The organism is Marinobacter fuscus, from assembly GCF_003007675.1.
In the GTDB taxonomy this organism is placed as follows: domain Bacteria; phylum Pseudomonadota; class Gammaproteobacteria; order Pseudomonadales; family Oleiphilaceae; genus Marinobacter; species Marinobacter fuscus.
Genome location: NZ_PXNP01000109.1, coordinates 100,388 through 115,101 on the forward strand (window position 1 = coordinate 100,388; position 14,714 = coordinate 115,101).

The following is a 14,714-nucleotide window of genomic DNA, read 5'->3' on the forward strand; positions in this document are numbered from 1 at the left end:
TGGATGACCCCTCTGGTTAGTTCATCAGCGGGCAACGGCGAGCACCAGAGCAGCAAAACGACAAGACCCGCCCGGCACCTACTCACGACTGGAAAGCACGACAATCGACAAGGCCACATCACAGATACCTAATCCCAGGTCTTTATGGCGAGTTCCGGCTCGAATTCCGGAGCGGGGGCACTCAAAACCATCTGCAGGCGCAGGGTTCCCGCCTGTTTGACTATCCGGCGGACAAGTTCCCGGCGCACAAACCGGTTGTTGGTCGCCCGGGCACTGATGACGGCTTTAAGCAGATGCTCTCCGTCAGCCACATTGCCCAGGTACAGCTGGTGAATTCCGCCCTGCCCCAGCGAATCCCGCTCTGTTGCGTTGTAGAGGTGAGCCGTTACCGGCTGTTGATTCAGAAAAAGCTCAACCGAATCCAGCTCCAGTTCGGCGTTGCTCGCCAATGAAAGGAAGATCGCCAGACGGCTGTCTGCAGGATGGAGCAGTTCCTGCTCCAATGCGTGAACCTTCGCGCTGTGGCGCATCACATCGGCGGTCAGCCGCGCCAATTCATCGTCGGCCTTAACGAACCCACTGAGCAGGGCAAAGAGCAACGCGCCGAAAAACCGGAAGTGCAAGCCGCGGTCACCCCGGCTATGACACCTAGTCCGGATTGGCCGATTCCGGGTGTTAGCAGCGACTTTTTGTCTTTGTTGTCTACCGGGCATGGTTACCTGCCTTTGAAAATCCAACATCTGTAGCGCCAGCGGCTTACATGCGGAAACAAAGCGTAACACCCGCTCACAGCCAAGAACGGTACCTGATTCACCAAATCAACATTTGCTGCATACCGGTAGATTAAAAAGAAGGAAGCGTCGACTAATTTGACAAGTCGTCAAGATTGCCCGATCGGAGGCATAGACAGGCGGCGACAGGAAAGTAAGTAACTAACGGATTTATTTGATGAAAACGTGAAATGGCGGAAAACTTGCTGATGTGCAATGGCGGGAGCGCCCGAATGGGCAACCCCCGCTTGAATATGCCGAGCTTTGCCGATGCCCTCAACCGCATCGGCTTTTTTTATTTACTGAGCTGCTTCATCGCAGACTCTAGCCCCTCGATACTGAGCGGGTACATATGATTATTCACCAATTGCCGGGTAATGCCCAATGAACCTCCGCTGCCCCAGTAGCTTTCCGGCAACGGGTTCAGCCACACCACCTTTCTGAAGTGCTCCGACAAACGCTGGAACCAGGTTGCTCCGGCCTCTTCGTTCCAGTGCTCGATGGAGCCACCGGGATGGGTTATTTCATAAGGGGCCATGGTGGCATCACCGACGAAAATCACTTTATAGTCCGGGCTGTACTTGTGCAGGATATCCCAGGTACTGGTGGTTTCATTCATGCGCCGGATATTGTTCTTCCAGACGCTCTCATAGACGAAGTTATGGAAGTAGAAGTACTCCATGTGCTTGAACTCCAGCCGTGCGGCAGAGAACAGTTCTTCGCATACCCGAACGTGGGGGTCCATCGACCCACCCACATCAAAGAAAATCAGCACTTTCACCGCATTATGGCGTTCCGGTACCATTTTGAGGTCCAGGTAGCCTGCGTTACGAGCGGTGGAACGAATGGTGTCATCCATATCCAGCTGATCGGCGGCCCCCTGTCGGGCAAATTTACGCAACCTGCGCAACGCCACCTTGATGTTGCGGATGCCCAGCGTAACGCTGTCATCCAGATCCCGGAACTCCCGCTTTTCCCAGACCTTTACCGCCCGGCCATGGCGCCCGTTCTTCTGGCCAATGCGGAATCCCTCAGGGTTATAGCCATTCGCACCGAACGGCGATGTTCCGCCGGTTCCGATCCACTTGTTACCACCCGCATGGCGCTCCTGCTGTTCTTCCATGCGCTTTTTGAAGGTTTCGATCAACTCTTCCAGGCCGCCCAGAGAATCAATTTTGGCCTTTTCTTCGTCGGTCAGATGCTTCTCGAATTCGGCGCGCAGCCAGTCATCGGGAATCAAGGCTTCGAGCAGGTCATCCAGATTCTTGATGCCTTCGAAATAGGCCTGGAAGGCCCGGTCGAACTTGTCAAAATGCCGCTCATCCTTGACCAGGCATACCCTCGCCAGATAATAGAATTCTTCCATGTCGGCAAAGGCCAGGCGCTTCTCGATGGCTTCGAGAAGATCCAGAAACTCCCGAAGACTGGCGGGCACCTTCGCCCGCCGCACCTCAAGAAAAAAGTCGATTAACATATCGCAGAGCTCTTGTCAGAGATCAGTTTCGGCGACGGGCCATGAACGCCAGCTTCTGCAGCAGGTGCACATCCTGCTCGTTCTTCACCAGAGCCCCGTACAAGGGCGGCAACGCCGAGCTGGCATCCTTTTCCTGCAGCACCCGTGCGGACAACTCATCGGCCATCAGCAACTTCAGCCAGTCAATCAATTCCGAGGTAGAGGGCTTTTTCTTCAACCCTGGCACTTTCCGAACATCAAAAAACACCTCCAGCGCATCCCTGACGACCTGCTGCTGAATACCCGGGAAGTGCACATCCACGATTTCTTTCATGGTGTCGTGGTTCGGGAAGCTGATGTAGTGAAAGAAACAGCGGCGCAGGAAGGCATCCGGCAGCTCTTTTTCGTTATTACTGGTAATTACCACGATGGGGCGTTTCCTGGCCTTTACGAACTCCTGGGTTTCGTAAACAAAGAACTCCATGCGGTCCAGTTCCAGCAGCAAATCGTTGGGGAATTCGATGTCCGCCTTGTCGATTTCGTCGATCAGCAGCACCACCTGTTCATCGGCCTCGAAGGCTTCCCAGAGCTTGCCTTTGACAATGTAATTGCGGATGTCCTTGACCTTTTCATCGCCGAGCTGAGAATCACGAAGGCGGGATACCGCATCGTACTCATACAGCCCCTGCTGGGCCTTAGTGGTGGATTTTATGTGCCAGGGAATCAGCTTCATGCCCAGGGCAGCGGCCATTTCTTCCGCCAGCAAGGTTTTCCCGGTGCCCGGCTCGCCCTTGATCAACAAGGGGCGCTGCAGCGAGATCGCGGCGTTTACGGCCATTTGCAGGTCATCGGTGGCTACGTACTTTTCGGTACCGGTAAACTTCATGTCTGTGCTTCCTGTGAGTTACTTTTTCGTATTCTGTTTTTCGTTATCTGATTCGGACGGATCATCGTCGATATCCGGAAGATCATCAAACTCTGACAAATCAAAGTCTTCAAGACCAAATTCATCCTCGTCTTCGTCATCCACCAGGCCGTCTTCCAAGGCCGCCACCTGAGTCTCTGCAAGCTCATCATCGGTCACCACCTCGTCTGCCAGCGGAATGTCCTGAACGTCCAACTCTTCCGATGCGGTATCTTCAATCTCGGTCAACTCGGGAATAGCCTGATCATCTGACTCCTCGCTGAAGTCGAATTCCTCCGGCAACTCTTCAGCAATACCCAGCTCTGGCTCTGGCTCTGGCTCTGGCTCTGGCTCTGGCTCTGGCTCTGGCTCTGGCTCTTCTGGCAGGGTATCCGTTACTTCGGGAATTGCATCCGGTTCCGGTTCAGACTCTAACTCAAGTTCGGGTTCTGCTTCGGCCTCGACAACGGGCGGCTCCTGCGCTTCTTCAGGCAGATCTGCAACTGTCTCCCGCTCTCCGGCTGCGGCCTCTTCCGCGGCTCTTGCCTTCTTTTTGCGGGCAGCGATAACCCCCAACATCAGAATCAGTACAAGCACACCGCCACCCGCACCCAGCACCCACAGTGGGATACCCCACAGTGAACCGGAGTCGTCGGTTTCCGGCGATTGTTCAGCCGACGGCCCGGCCTCTGTGTTGGGCACCGGGCTTTCCGCAGTTGGGGCAGGTTCCACATCGGCGATATCGGCGTTCGCGCCCGGTTCTGCCTCTGACTCAGCCGTTACAGGCACCGCATCTGCTGCCTGTTCATCACTGGCGGCGGGCTCCTCTTCAGGCACCATCAACGGTGGAGCTTCTGCCTGCTCGGACAAATCCGGTACCAGCGGCTCGGTAACAACTTCCAGCGGGGGCTCCTGCCCCGGCACCACAAAACTGCTAATGGCGCTGAACTTGCGGGAGAACGTTTTGGCGTCGGCAACTACATCAATCTGGTACCTGCCCGGCGCGGGCAGCCTGGCTACCTTGTCACGATAAACCCCGTCTTCAGGCGGTGTTTCCGTCGACAACAACTTGGTGCCCTTGCGACCATCACTGGCGGTAATCGAGAGACTGACATCCATCACCGATAGAAAGTCCGGATCTTGCAGTTGCACCGCCTGCTCGTAGAAGGCTACCTCTATCACCAGAGGTTCGTCTTCAGAGAATTCCAGAGACACAGGGCTGACCGCCATACGAAGATCGCTGACAACGGTTACCCGGCTGCCCTGCCCCAGATCTCCCACAATCTGCCATCGACCTGCTTTGGGGTTGGTCACCGTAATCAGATCGTAGCCGGGCTCTGATGCCCAACGCACATTGTCAGGAAGGTTATCGGCCCCGAACGGCTCCGCGCCCGGTTCAGCCAATGCAAGGGGCGTATCACTGCCGGAGAAGATCAGCGCAGTAAACTCTGAAACACCCTCGTCGACACTGAATCCGTCGCCCTCGATCGGCACTTGCTCCTGGGGCACTGCCGTGTTCAGGGCATTGGCGAACGCAAGGTTCAGCGCAGCGGCCGACTGTGCCAGCTGAAAACTACCACCGGTTTCCCGGGCAAGGTGTCGCAGAAAGCGGATATCGGCACGCTCAGACAAACCAACGGTGTGGATGGTCGCGCCTTTGGCTTTCAGGCGGGGTAGCAGGTCGCTGCTGATACGTTGCTCTTCATCGCTGCTGGCCTGATCCCCACCGGGTATATCAACTTTACCGTCACTCAGAACAATCAGATGTGTATTTTCAAGCGTTCCACCGGACAACCAGTCGTTTGCGGCTTTTTCCAGAGCCAGCCCGAGGTTGGTATGCAGTGCCACGGAGTTGATCTGCTCCGACCGCTCAATTGCGTTCGCACGCCAGGCTTCGTCCACCTCACCGTAAGGCACAAGCATGTTCACATACTGGCCGAAGGTCCAAAGTCCGGCGTCTGACCCCGCTGGCAACATCCGCGCCAGCAACCGCACCGCAGGCCGACGCAGATTGTCCGGATCGGTCTCTTTCATGGAGCCGGAAATGTCGACAATAATACGAACGTCCGCATCTTCCGGTAAAACCAGCGGCGGTTGGGCGGCAACTGCCTGCCCGAACATCACCACCGTAATGACTGCGACAATAACGTGACGGAAACCACCCATGGCTACTGTATCCTTGCTTTCTTGTTCTGCGTCTTTGTTACTTGTTCACTAACCGGTAACGCACCAGATCCAGAATCCAGACCAGCGCCATTACCATGCCCGCGACGGTAAAATTGAACAATGCGGTTGCTGCTGCGCTGGTGTCACCCAGAATCAGTTCGTACCCCGCAAATAGCCAGGCCGGTATCCACCAGCCTGCGACATCCGGCGACTCCACCGGAGTTAACAGGAGCACTACCAGCACTGACAACAGAAGGGTTTGCAGCCCGTACAATGGCAGCAGCCGGAAAAGCGCCCTCATCATAAAAAAAAGCACCACAAAGGCAATCGCATAGGCGGCCCAGAAAATCCCATAGGCCAAAGACGTATCTGCATCCATCATTTATAAAACCCAATGAATAATATGTTCTTCCCAGTCCTCTTCCGGCACCGTGTCCTCCGAAACAGCCTTGCCGCGAACAGATTCACCTGCGGCATGCACGGAGTCAGGATCTCCGCTTAGCAAAGGATGCCAGGATGAAAGCGGTCGCCCCTCGGCCAGGGTGCGATAGGCGCAGGTCCAGGGTAGCCAACTGTAGAGGTGCACCGTTTCAGCACTCAACACCGTGCAGCCCGGCACATTTTTCAGCCTCTGCTGATAGTCTGTGCAACGACAGCTGTCGGTATCAAGGTAGCGGCACGCAAGTTCCGTATGATAAACCTCACCGGTATCCTCATCTTCCAGCTTGTGCAGGCAACATTTGCCACAGCCATCGCACAGCGACTCCCATTCCTGAGGCGTCATTTCGCCCAGGCGTTTCCGTTGCCAGAAGGGAATCGAGGCAATCATTTACGGCGTTGCTCAATCTTGCGCCTGAAATCGACGATGTAAGTGTCCTGCTCTTCCGGCATTTGCAGATAGAACTCTTTTTCTGCGATGGCCGCCAGAACATCCCGCCCGTTGGTTCTGGCCAGTTTCTTTTCCGGAGTCATCAGCAGATCCATGGCATGCACCGGAGCACCGAAGATTTCACGCAGGGCCTCGGGCAATTCGTCCCAGTTCTTTCCGCGCCGGACAAACAGGTAGGTGTCGCTTTTCTTGCTGCTACGATAAACGGTTACAAACTCTCGCTCGGTCATTGTCGGAGCAACTCCTCGATGTCAGACGCAACCGGGGCGATTACCTGTCGCCTCCAGCCCTCAAAAAACGGACTTCCGGTCAGGTTCCGGCTCTGGATGACAGCCTCGATACGCTTTCTGGGTGCCAGAATTTCAATAGGAATATCAATAGATTCCGCTGCATTCCTGAAGTGCTTTTTAACCTTTTTGTAGAGAGCCTGTTGATCCCTCGTGAGCGGCCGGGGAATGAACTCGAAATCCCCTCCGTCAAGTTCGGGCGCAGCCGTGGTTAACTGCAGCAGAGATTCACCATAGCGGCGAACAAAACCCGGCGCCACGCCCTGCACATCGCTCAGTGCTTCCAGCGATTCAGGCTGGCGCTCGGCAATCGCAATCAGCAACCCATCGTTGATTACCCGACTCCTCGGCCTGTCTACCCGGCGGCATTCCCGCTCCCGCCAGGCCACCAGAGCCTGGAGCAACACCTGCTGATCCGGGTTCAGCCCCCAGCCACCACGAAGTTTCAGGTAATGGGTTTCGGGATTTTCTGCAGCCGCTGCTTCCTCAGCAAAACGTTCCGACTCCTCAGCCATGGCGGCCGACAGGCCGCGCTCCTGCAACCGCGGTGCAACCCATTGATACACCGGCTCAAGAAACCGAATGTCATCAATGGCGTACTTTTCTTGCTGGGCACTGAGCGGGCGTGACACCCAGTCTGAACGTGTTGCGGACTTATCCAGCACTTCACCAAACAGGGTTTCGACCAGGCGGGCATAACCAACTGAAAAACCCGCACCGGCCAAAGCTGCACCGACCTGAAGGTCGATCACTCCCCGGGGCTCCAGATCAAGCCAGTGGCGGAAAAGCTCCAGATCCTCACTCATTGCATACAACAGCTTTGGGCGAGTTGGATCGTTCAGCATGGCCCGAAACTGATCGGAACCAGCGGCCACTTCCGGGTCTACTAACCACAACTGGCCTGCACCGCCAAGCTGAACCAAACCAGGGATGGGGTAAAACGTGGAAACCCGCTCGAATTCGGTATCCAAAGCCACGGGAGCCTCGAGAGGAAGGCCCAGCAACCACTGATCCAGTTCCGAAGGGGTGGATAGCCAGCGGGATGTACCCGGCGACTCTGTAATGCCGTTGTCCGGATTAACCTGGACCATAAAAACAACCTGAATTCAGTCAGACAGGGGCTTTCGACCCCGGAATGCATGGGTAAGTGTAAAACCGTCAACGTAGCCCAATTCGCCACCTACGGGGATGCCGTGAGCCAGTCGGGTAATGAGAATAGCGTGGCCGTCCAGACGGTCGGCTATATAATGGGCCGTCGCCTCTCCTTCAACCGTGGGATTGGTGGCGAGAATCAACTCGCTCACGCCCTCCTCCCGAACGCGCGACAGCAAACGCTCGATACCGATTTCCTCCGGACCCACGCCATCGATAGGCGACAAATGCCCCATCAGCACAAAATAGCCACCTTTGTAATCGCCCGCCTGCTCAATCGCCAGCAAATCGGAGGGGCTCTCCACCACGCACAGGGTACCGGTGCGGCGCTGCTCATTTTCGCAAATCTGACAGACTTCGGCATCTGAAAAGTTCTGACACCGGTCGCAACGGCGTACACCCTCCATCGCATGACTCAGCGCGGAAGATAGACGTATCCCACCAGAACGGCCGCGCTCAAGCAGGTGAAAAGCCATACGCTGTGCGGTTTTTTGCCCTACGCCGGGCAGGCAGCGCAGGGACTCCACCAGTTCGTCAACCAGAGGGCTGAATGCCATGACAACTCCTCACAGAAGGTTTGACAAACCGGTCAGAATGGCATCTTGAAGCCGGGCGGCATGCCCATGCCAGACATCATGCCAGACATTTTATCTTTCTGGTTTGCCTCAACCCGGCGCACTGCGTCGTTGACAGCGGCGGCCAGAAGATCTTCCAGAATTTCCTTGTCCTCAGACATCAGCGACGAGTCAATGTCTACCTTGCGCACATCGTGCCTGCCATTCATGGTGACTTTTACCAGCCCGGCACCGGACTCTCCCACAACTTCTGCTTTGGCGATCTCTTCCTGGGCCTTCTGCATCTGCTCTTGCATCTGCTGGGCCTTTTTCATCAGGTCGCCCATGTTATTCATCATCGTTTCTATCTCCTGACTGTTTCTGCAGGGCGGATACTCTCTTCGACGACCCGCCCGTCAAATCGTTCCACAATACTTTGCACCAGAGGATCCTGTCGTATGGACTCCTCGGCGGCCTTCTGCCGGGCAACGCGCTGACGCTCCTCATAGGCAGCCGGGGTGTTTTGCCCCGGGTTTCCCTGCACTACCTTGAGGGTTGTGGCATCTCCGAACCGGGATCTCAAGGCCGCCAGTATCTTTTCTTCATGCCTGGCGTTCAAAAGCCGGGCATGCCCTTCGTCGATAGTAAGTACGATGGCGTCACCGTCTTGTGCCATTGCGCTGTAGCTGGCGAGATTGCCCGGCATCCCGGATATTCCGAGACCCCGGAAATCCCGCTCCCACACGAACGCCTCGGGATCGGGTACGGCCGGGGATTCTTCATCTGTCGGTTGCGCGTGAGCGGGTGACGGTGGGTCGGCTGGTGCCGCTGCCAATTGCGCCGGCATCTGAGGCACAGGCGCCGGGCCCTGGCCGGCTGCTTCAGGTTCGGCTGCCGAAGCGGCACCCTCGGCAATCGCAGGCTCATCCAATGGCTCCCAGGGCGGAGTATCCACGGGCACCGGCTGTTCGGGCGCCAAAGGTGCTGGCGCTTCCGTTTTTTGATGCCCTGTAGCAGGCTCACCCCAGGCAGACTCCGGTGCAGCCACCGCAGAATCCGCAGCCTGAACCGGATGCCGAGATTGTGCGGGCTCGGGCTCAGAATCTGCCGGGCCGCCCGTTTCCCCGGCCGAAGACAGCACCGGCGGCTCCCTTCGATCCGTGCCCGGCCGGAACGCCAGCATCCTGAGCATGGTCATTTCGAACCCCATTCGGGCATCCGGTGTAACCGCCAGATCCTTACGGCCAATGAGCGCCGTTTGATAAAACAACTGCGCATCCTCAGCGCTGAGCCGCCGGGCCAGCGCCTGAACCTGGGCAGCATCTCCCATGGCGTTGTCGGCGCTGCCGGGTACCACCTGCTCCATGGTAACCCGATGAAACAGCGAGAGCATGTCGGCCAGAATCACACCGTAATCCGGGGCAAAATCAGCAATCCGACTGATTTCTGAGAGTAGTCCGGGGCCATCCCGTTCAACCAGTGTATCCACTATGCGCTGGATATCCCGCTGATCAATCGTGCCCAGCATATTGCTGACATCGCTGGCGGCGAGGTTTTCGTTGCCAAAGGCAATAGCCTGATCGGTCAGGCTGAGCGCATCGCGCATACTGCCGTCGGCAGCTCGGGCCAGCAGCCACAGTGCAGGCTCTTCGAAGGGAATTGTCTCGGCTGTCAGCACATGATTCAAATGGCCGACGATATGTTCCGGGGTCATGCGCTTGAGGTTGAACTGCAGGCAACGGGACAGCACGGTCACCGGGAGCTTCTGGGGATCTGTGGTTGCCAGAAGAAACTTCACATGCTCGGGAGGCTCTTCCAGTGTTTTCAGAAAAGCATTAAACGACTGATTGGTGAGCATGTGTACCTCGTCAATCAGGTACACCTTAAAACGCCCTCGCGTAGGCGCGTACTGAACGTTATCGGTGAGCTCCCGCATATCGTCGACGCCGGTACGGGATGCCGCATCAATTTCAATCAGATCAACAAAGCGGTTCTCAAGAATTTCCTTGCAACTGTCGCATTCACCACAGGGATTCGGGGTAATGCCGGTCTCACAGTTCAGGCATCGCGCCAACAAACGCCCTATCGTCGTCTTACCGACACCACGAGTGCCCGTGAACAGATAGGCATGGTGTAAACGCTGATGCTCCAGGGCATGAACCAGTGCCTGCAGCACGTGCTCCTGGCCCACCATGTCCTGAAAGGTACGGGGGCGCCATTTTCGGGCTAAAACCTGATAGCTCATGATCCGTCAACTGCTCTGAAAAATGCCACTAACTCTAGCATGTACGGGAGTTGAGAAGAAGCAAAGATCCGGGCTGAGAGCACACAGAATGACAAGAGGAAAGGCAAAACGCGGGGCGGAATTGGGGGTGGCCCCACCAGCAATTCTCCGGCACACACATCCACCGCTGCGGCTGCTCCCTTCCGGGCCTGACCGGGTTCACGGTTTCGTGTTGCGGAGGCACCAATGGGGCCACCATAACGTCGCTCCCGGGCATTTCCCCCGAAAGCGGCGCGCATAGTAACAGAAGGATATCAGGACTACAACGGCAAGGGCACTTCATCCTGCCGGAACCAGCAAGCAATGCTGTGGCGGGTGCGCCTTGCCGGCAATACCTCGTGGGGAATCTCCTCACTCAGGAACAGTATCGCCCTCCCAAGTTCCGGGCGCATTACACTCACTACCTCATCGTCATGCTCGGCTCTGAATGCCCTCAGCTCGCCTCCATCTTCCAGGCCCCAGCCTTCATTCAGGTACAGAACCAGACTGAGTGCGCGGGATGCCCTGCCCTTGAAACTGTCGAGGTGGCGCAGGTAAAAGTCCCCGGGCTGATAGGTTGCATAGTGTGCTTCGAAGCGCTTTAGCCCGAGGTATAGCCTCTGGTTCAGCCCAAGTCGAAGCGCTTCAAAAAAGCGGAACAATTCGGCCTGAGCGGCCGTTACACCATCCAGCCAGGCAATTTTATCGCGCCGAACCCTGCGGTCCCGGGTAAGCTCTGCACCACGACCGATACCAGCACGGGCCATGGATTCTGTTTTATGCAGAATCCGCACTTCATCACGAAGGGCCTGCAATAGCCCGTTTGGCACTCGCGTAGAAAGATCCAACTCAACCCAGGATCGCTCACTCAGTGCGTCGGCCAGATCGTCCAGCCAGCCAGCGCTTACGCCGATGCCTGCCTCACCCGTTGCCCCGCCAAATTCACACACTTCACCCGCTGCTTTGTCCCACTGCCCGATCGTTCGCTCCAGGCGAGGATCGTGCAACGGCAACACGATGGTATTGCCTTTTTCTGAATCCATGTTCAGACCTCTTGTATACAGCCGTTTTTATTCTACGCTGAAACTCGCCGATCTTAGCGTTTTAATTTACCCTGAGCACAGCAAGCAATCTTGACAGGCGCGGTACCCTATCATGTCAGACAGCAGTAGCAGGCCGCCAGCAACCGCCACACCGGGGCACTGGTCGTTCACCCGCTGGAATACCGTGGGCCAACTCGAAGCTCTTGAGGTGAACCACCCACTATTCAGGGCCGTGTTATTTCTACAGGGCGCGCAACTTACTCACTTCGCACCGGCAGACGAACGAAACTGGCTGTGGATGAGCGAACTGGCCCGCTTTCAGCCTGGCCGGGCAATCCGGGGCGGAATGCCGGTGTGCTGGCCCTGGTTCGGCATCCCCGCAAGAAATGCACCCGAAATACGCAAACGCATTCTGAGAGACACGCCACACGGGTTTGCCCGAACCTCTTTATGGCGCCTGGAAGATGTGCGTGAAAGCGCCCACGAGGTCGAAATCAGTCTATCGCTGCATGCCAATGATGAATTTGCCGCAGTATGGCACGGCCATGCTATGGCTCTGATCACCTTCAGCTTTTCCGTAAGGGGCTGCCAGGTTGGCCTGACCACCACCAACCTTGGCCGGGATCCCTTGGCTTTCAGTCAGGCCCTGCACACCTACCTGCCCACGGAAGACATCGTCCGAACCCGAATTCTCGGGCTCGGCAGCAGCCAGTACATAGACACACTCCAGGGCTGGCAGTACGTTAACCAGGAGGGCCCGGTATATTTTGATGGCGAAGTTGACCGCATTTATGAGGCCGGCGAGCCGGTTAGTCTGGTTACGCCGGGCAACAAGCGCATTCTAAACCCGGTTGGCAGCGATTCGACTGTGGTCTGGAACCCCGGGCCGGAGAAAGCGAAGCGGCTTTCCGATTTCCCGGAGTCCGGGTGGCAAAAAATGCTCTGTATCGAAACCGCTAATGCAGCCTCCGACTACCGCGTCCTTAATGAAGGGCAAAGCCATACCCTGGGCCTGTTTCTGGGGCGCAAGGGAAAGCGCCCATGATCAGCGACCTGAGCGTTATCAGCAACGCTGCCGCATCGGCTGTGTATGGCGTTCTGGCCATACTTGTTGCCTCACGTTATCTTCGTCGTGACATCGACCGGGCGCTACTTCTTGCCGCCCTGATTACGTCGGCCTGGTCCGGCATCATGGTTACGCAAAGCCTGACCGGCCACCCCGGATTCTTTGTGCGCTATCTGCTGGAACTGCTCAGGGATACGTCCTGGATACTTCTGCTCTTCGCCATGCTGCGGGACGGCTTCCGGCAAAGCCACCTGAACAGTCAGCTCAAACGTGTGCTCGGCACGGCCACCGCCATTCTCATTGTCACACTGTTATCACTGGGCACTCTGGAATTTATTTTCGGGCTCGAATTGGCCAGCGGTAAGACCAAAGTGCTAGGGCAAATTGCACTGTCGCTGATGGGCCTGTCTCTGGTGGAGCAAATCTGGCGGAACTCACCCTCGTTCGGTCGCTCCAGCATGAAGTACCTGTGCATTGGTGTGGCAACAATATTTTGCTTCGACTTTTTTATGTACGCCGACGCGCTGCTGTTTGGAGAACTGGCCGACTCTTTCTGGACCGCCCGGGGTTTTGTGAATGCGGCGCTTATGCCACTGTTTGCAGTCAACGTAATCAATACCCGCAAACAACCCGTTGATTTCCAGCTCTCGCGCACGGCCGTCTTTCATGTCGGCACCCTGGTTTTTGCGGGCTCCTATCTGCTGGTTCTGGCCATTGGCGGTTACTACGTTCGGGCACTTGGTGGCGAATGGGGCGAAGCGCTTCAGGTGCTGTTCATCTCCATCTCTCTCGCCTTCCTGGTCACCCTTCTGGTCTCGCGCCGCATCCGTGCCCGACTAATGGTCTTCATCAGTCAGAACTTTTTCGATTACAAGTACGACTACCGGGAAGAGTGGCTGAAACTGACGAAAGAGCTGGCCGACCTGAGCGATGACCCACCCCTGCCTGAACGGGTGGTTCGCACCCTGGCAGGCCTGGTAGAAAGCAATACCGGCGCTATCTGGATCAAGGGTGACAAAGGCGAGTTCATTCTTAATTCAAGCACCAATGTTGCGCCCCCCAAGTACACCATTATCGACAGCGACTCGGATCTTGTTCGCTTTTTTCAGGAGCGGGAGTGGATCATTGACCTGCACGAATACCGAAGAGACCCCATCAGCTACAACCTGTTGGAAATACCCGATGCCATTGCGGACATACCAGAGGCCTGGCTAATCATCCCTCTCTACCTGGATAACGAACTCTATGGACTGGTGATGGTGGGCTCTCCCTATGCCAAGGTGGAACTGAACTGGGAAAACTTTGACCTGATCAAGGTGGTTGCCCGGCAAACCTGTAACCTGATCGCCCAAAACGATGCCCAGAATCGGCTTTCAAGAGCGATGCAATTTGAGGCCGTCAGCAAAGCCAGTGCGTTTATGGTTCACGACCTGAAAACACTGATTGCGCAACTCTCGCTGCTGGTAAAGAACGCCCCCAGGCACCGAAACAACCCCGCCTTCATCGACGACATGATCTCCACCACGGACCACGCCGTCCGGAAGATGTCCAATCTGGTAGATCATATCCGCAAGCCTTCGCTGACAAACGACGAGCAGCGAACTCGTCTTGATCTGACGGCTCAGGTGAAAGCGCTCATCGAACACAATAGTCATCGAAATCCAGCCCCTGTCCTGCTTGGAGATCCACCAGCCATCAATGTCTATGCGGATGAGGAGCAACTTCGCAGTGTGCTGGATCACCTGATCCAAAATGCACAGGACGCAACCCCCCCAACCGGCGAGATCACCCTGAACCTTAAGACCTCAAAAGGCAGCGTGGTGCTGTTTATTCAAGACACAGGTACCGGCATGAGCGAGGATTTTATCCATACCCGCCTGTTCAAGCCGTTTGAGAGCACCAAAGGGCTGACCGGAATGGGCATTGGCGCCTTCCAGGCCAGAGAGTATATTCAAGGTCTGGGCGGCTCCATTGATGTAACCAGCGAAGTGGACGTCGGTTCCTGCTTTTCCGTTCGCATCCCTCTGGCAGACACGCCATTCGCCGAGGTTTCCGGAACCGTGCAAAGCCCGGAGGTGCCAGAATCCGAGCCACCGCGACGCCAGCATGCCGTCAATAAATTAACGCCATGAAGGTTTTTTTCTTGCAAGGATTGCAAAGTGTCAAT

The 14,714-nt window shown here is 56.4% G+C and carries 14 protein-coding genes and 1 other RNA gene; 2 read left to right on the top strand and 13 right to left on the bottom strand.

The window, feature by feature from the left end; translation table 11 throughout:
- Positions 1-128: 128 nt before the first annotated feature.
- The 13 genes from C7H09_RS17535 to C7H09_RS17595 form a co-directional block, all read right to left on the bottom strand.
- Positions 129-623 (bottom strand): AraC family transcriptional regulator, encoded by a 495-nt coding sequence (locus C7H09_RS17535; RefSeq protein ID WP_240616645.1) that lies wholly within the window; start codon positions 621-623, stop codon positions 129-131.
- A gap of 442 nt (positions 624-1,065) precedes the next feature.
- Positions 1,066-2,244 (bottom strand): vWA domain-containing protein, encoded by a 1,179-nt coding sequence (locus C7H09_RS17540; RefSeq protein ID WP_106765149.1) that lies wholly within the window; start codon positions 2,242-2,244, stop codon positions 1,066-1,068.
- Positions 2,245-2,266: 22 nt separating this feature from the next.
- On the bottom strand, positions 2,267-3,109 hold the full coding sequence (locus C7H09_RS17545) for an AAA family ATPase (protein WP_106765151.1): 843 nt from the start codon (positions 3,107-3,109) through the stop codon (positions 2,267-2,269).
- A gap of 18 nt (positions 3,110-3,127) precedes the next feature.
- Complete coding sequence (locus C7H09_RS17550) at positions 3,128-5,293, bottom strand: vWA domain-containing protein (protein WP_106765153.1); 2,166 nt, start codon at positions 5,291-5,293, stop codon at positions 3,128-3,130.
- 37 nt (positions 5,294-5,330) lie between these two features.
- Complete coding sequence (locus C7H09_RS17555) at positions 5,331-5,675, bottom strand: hypothetical protein (protein WP_106765155.1); 345 nt, start codon at positions 5,673-5,675, stop codon at positions 5,331-5,333.
- A complete protein-coding gene (locus tag C7H09_RS17560) occupies positions 5,676-6,122 on the bottom strand; it encodes a YcgN family cysteine cluster protein (RefSeq protein ID WP_106765157.1) in 447 nt (148 codons plus the stop codon). It abuts the gene before it with no gap.
- Positions 6,119-6,412, bottom strand: a complete 294-nt coding sequence (locus C7H09_RS17565) for a YcgL domain-containing protein (protein ID WP_106765159.1) — start codon at positions 6,410-6,412, stop codon at positions 6,119-6,121. The genes C7H09_RS17560 and C7H09_RS17565 overlap by 4 nt, the downstream gene beginning before the upstream one ends.
- The gene (locus tag C7H09_RS17570) at positions 6,409-7,560 is read right to left on the bottom strand and encodes a ribonuclease D (protein ID WP_106765161.1); all 1,152 of its coding nucleotides are present in this window, start codon (positions 7,558-7,560) and stop codon (positions 6,409-6,411) included. The genes C7H09_RS17565 and C7H09_RS17570 overlap by 4 nt, the downstream gene beginning before the upstream one ends.
- Before the next feature lie 15 nt (positions 7,561-7,575).
- Positions 7,576-8,178 (bottom strand): recombination mediator RecR, encoded by a 603-nt coding sequence (gene recR / locus C7H09_RS17575; RefSeq protein WP_106765163.1) that lies wholly within the window; start codon positions 8,176-8,178, stop codon positions 7,576-7,578.
- Between the two features lie 32 nt (positions 8,179-8,210).
- Positions 8,211-8,534, bottom strand: coding sequence for a YbaB/EbfC family nucleoid-associated protein (locus C7H09_RS17580; RefSeq protein WP_106765165.1), 324 nt, complete (start codon positions 8,532-8,534; stop codon positions 8,211-8,213).
- Positions 8,535-8,539: 5 nt separating this feature from the next.
- The gene (dnaX, locus tag C7H09_RS17585; RefSeq protein WP_106765167.1) at positions 8,540-10,420 is read right to left on the bottom strand and encodes a DNA polymerase III subunit gamma/tau; all 1,881 of its coding nucleotides are present in this window, start codon (positions 10,418-10,420) and stop codon (positions 8,540-8,542) included.
- A 131-nt stretch (positions 10,421-10,551) separates the two neighbouring features.
- Positions 10,552-10,648: signal recognition particle sRNA small type (ffs, locus tag C7H09_RS17590), an RNA gene on the bottom strand.
- Between the two features lie 71 nt (positions 10,649-10,719).
- Entirely contained in the window at positions 10,720-11,481 is a 762-nt protein-coding gene (locus tag C7H09_RS17595; RefSeq protein WP_106765170.1) for a 2OG-Fe(II) oxygenase, read from the bottom strand.
- A gap of 112 nt (positions 11,482-11,593) precedes the next feature.
- On the opposite strand from C7H09_RS17595, the gene C7H09_RS17600 reads away from it, so the two are divergent.
- The gene (locus C7H09_RS17600) at positions 11,594-12,526 is read left to right on the top strand and encodes a D-hexose-6-phosphate mutarotase (protein ID WP_106765172.1); all 933 of its coding nucleotides are present in this window, start codon (positions 11,594-11,596) and stop codon (positions 12,524-12,526) included.
- Positions 12,523-14,679: an XrtA/PEP-CTERM system histidine kinase PrsK gene (gene prsK, locus C7H09_RS17605; protein WP_106765174.1), complete on the top strand. Its 2,157-nt coding sequence runs from the start codon at positions 12,523-12,525 to the stop codon at positions 14,677-14,679. Before C7H09_RS17600 ends, prsK begins: the two co-directional genes overlap by 4 nt.
- Positions 14,680-14,714 lie beyond the last annotated feature (35 nt).

What these genes read in the sequence shown, in the direction of transcription:
- C7H09_RS17540 (WP_106765149.1), bottom strand. Translation starts at nt 2,244, where the DNA reads ATGTTAATCGACTTTTTTCTTGAGGTGCGGCGGGCGAAGGTGCCCGCC.
- C7H09_RS17545 (WP_106765151.1), bottom strand. Translation starts at nt 3,109, where the DNA reads ATGAAGTTTACCGGTACCGAAAAGTACGTAGCCACCGATGACCTGCAA.
- C7H09_RS17550 (WP_106765153.1), bottom strand. Translation starts at nt 5,293, where the DNA reads ATGGGTGGTTTCCGTCACGTTATTGTCGCAGTCATTACGGTGGTGATG.
- C7H09_RS17555 (WP_106765155.1), bottom strand. Translation starts at nt 5,675, where the DNA reads ATGATGGATGCAGATACGTCTTTGGCCTATGGGATTTTCTGGGCCGCC.
- C7H09_RS17560 (WP_106765157.1), bottom strand. Translation starts at nt 6,122, where the DNA reads ATGATTGCCTCGATTCCCTTCTGGCAACGGAAACGCCTGGGCGAAATG.
- C7H09_RS17565 (WP_106765159.1), bottom strand. Translation starts at nt 6,412, where the DNA reads ATGACCGAGCGAGAGTTTGTAACCGTTTATCGTAGCAGCAAGAAAAGC.
- C7H09_RS17570 (WP_106765161.1), bottom strand. Translation starts at nt 7,560, where the DNA reads ATGGTCCAGGTTAATCCGGACAACGGCATTACAGAGTCGCCGGGTACA.
- recR (WP_106765163.1), bottom strand. Translation starts at nt 8,178, where the DNA reads ATGGCATTCAGCCCTCTGGTTGACGAACTGGTGGAGTCCCTGCGCTGC.
- C7H09_RS17580 (WP_106765165.1), bottom strand. Translation starts at nt 8,534, where the DNA reads ATGATGAATAACATGGGCGACCTGATGAAAAAGGCCCAGCAGATGCAA.
- dnaX (WP_106765167.1), bottom strand. Translation starts at nt 10,420, where the DNA reads ATGAGCTATCAGGTTTTAGCCCGAAAATGGCGCCCCCGTACCTTTCAG.
- C7H09_RS17595 (WP_106765170.1), bottom strand. Translation starts at nt 11,481, where the DNA reads ATGGATTCAGAAAAAGGCAATACCATCGTGTTGCCGTTGCACGATCCT.
- C7H09_RS17600 (WP_106765172.1), top strand. Translation starts at nt 11,594, where the DNA reads ATGTCAGACAGCAGTAGCAGGCCGCCAGCAACCGCCACACCGGGGCAC.
- prsK (WP_106765174.1), top strand. Translation starts at nt 12,523, where the DNA reads ATGATCAGCGACCTGAGCGTTATCAGCAACGCTGCCGCATCGGCTGTG.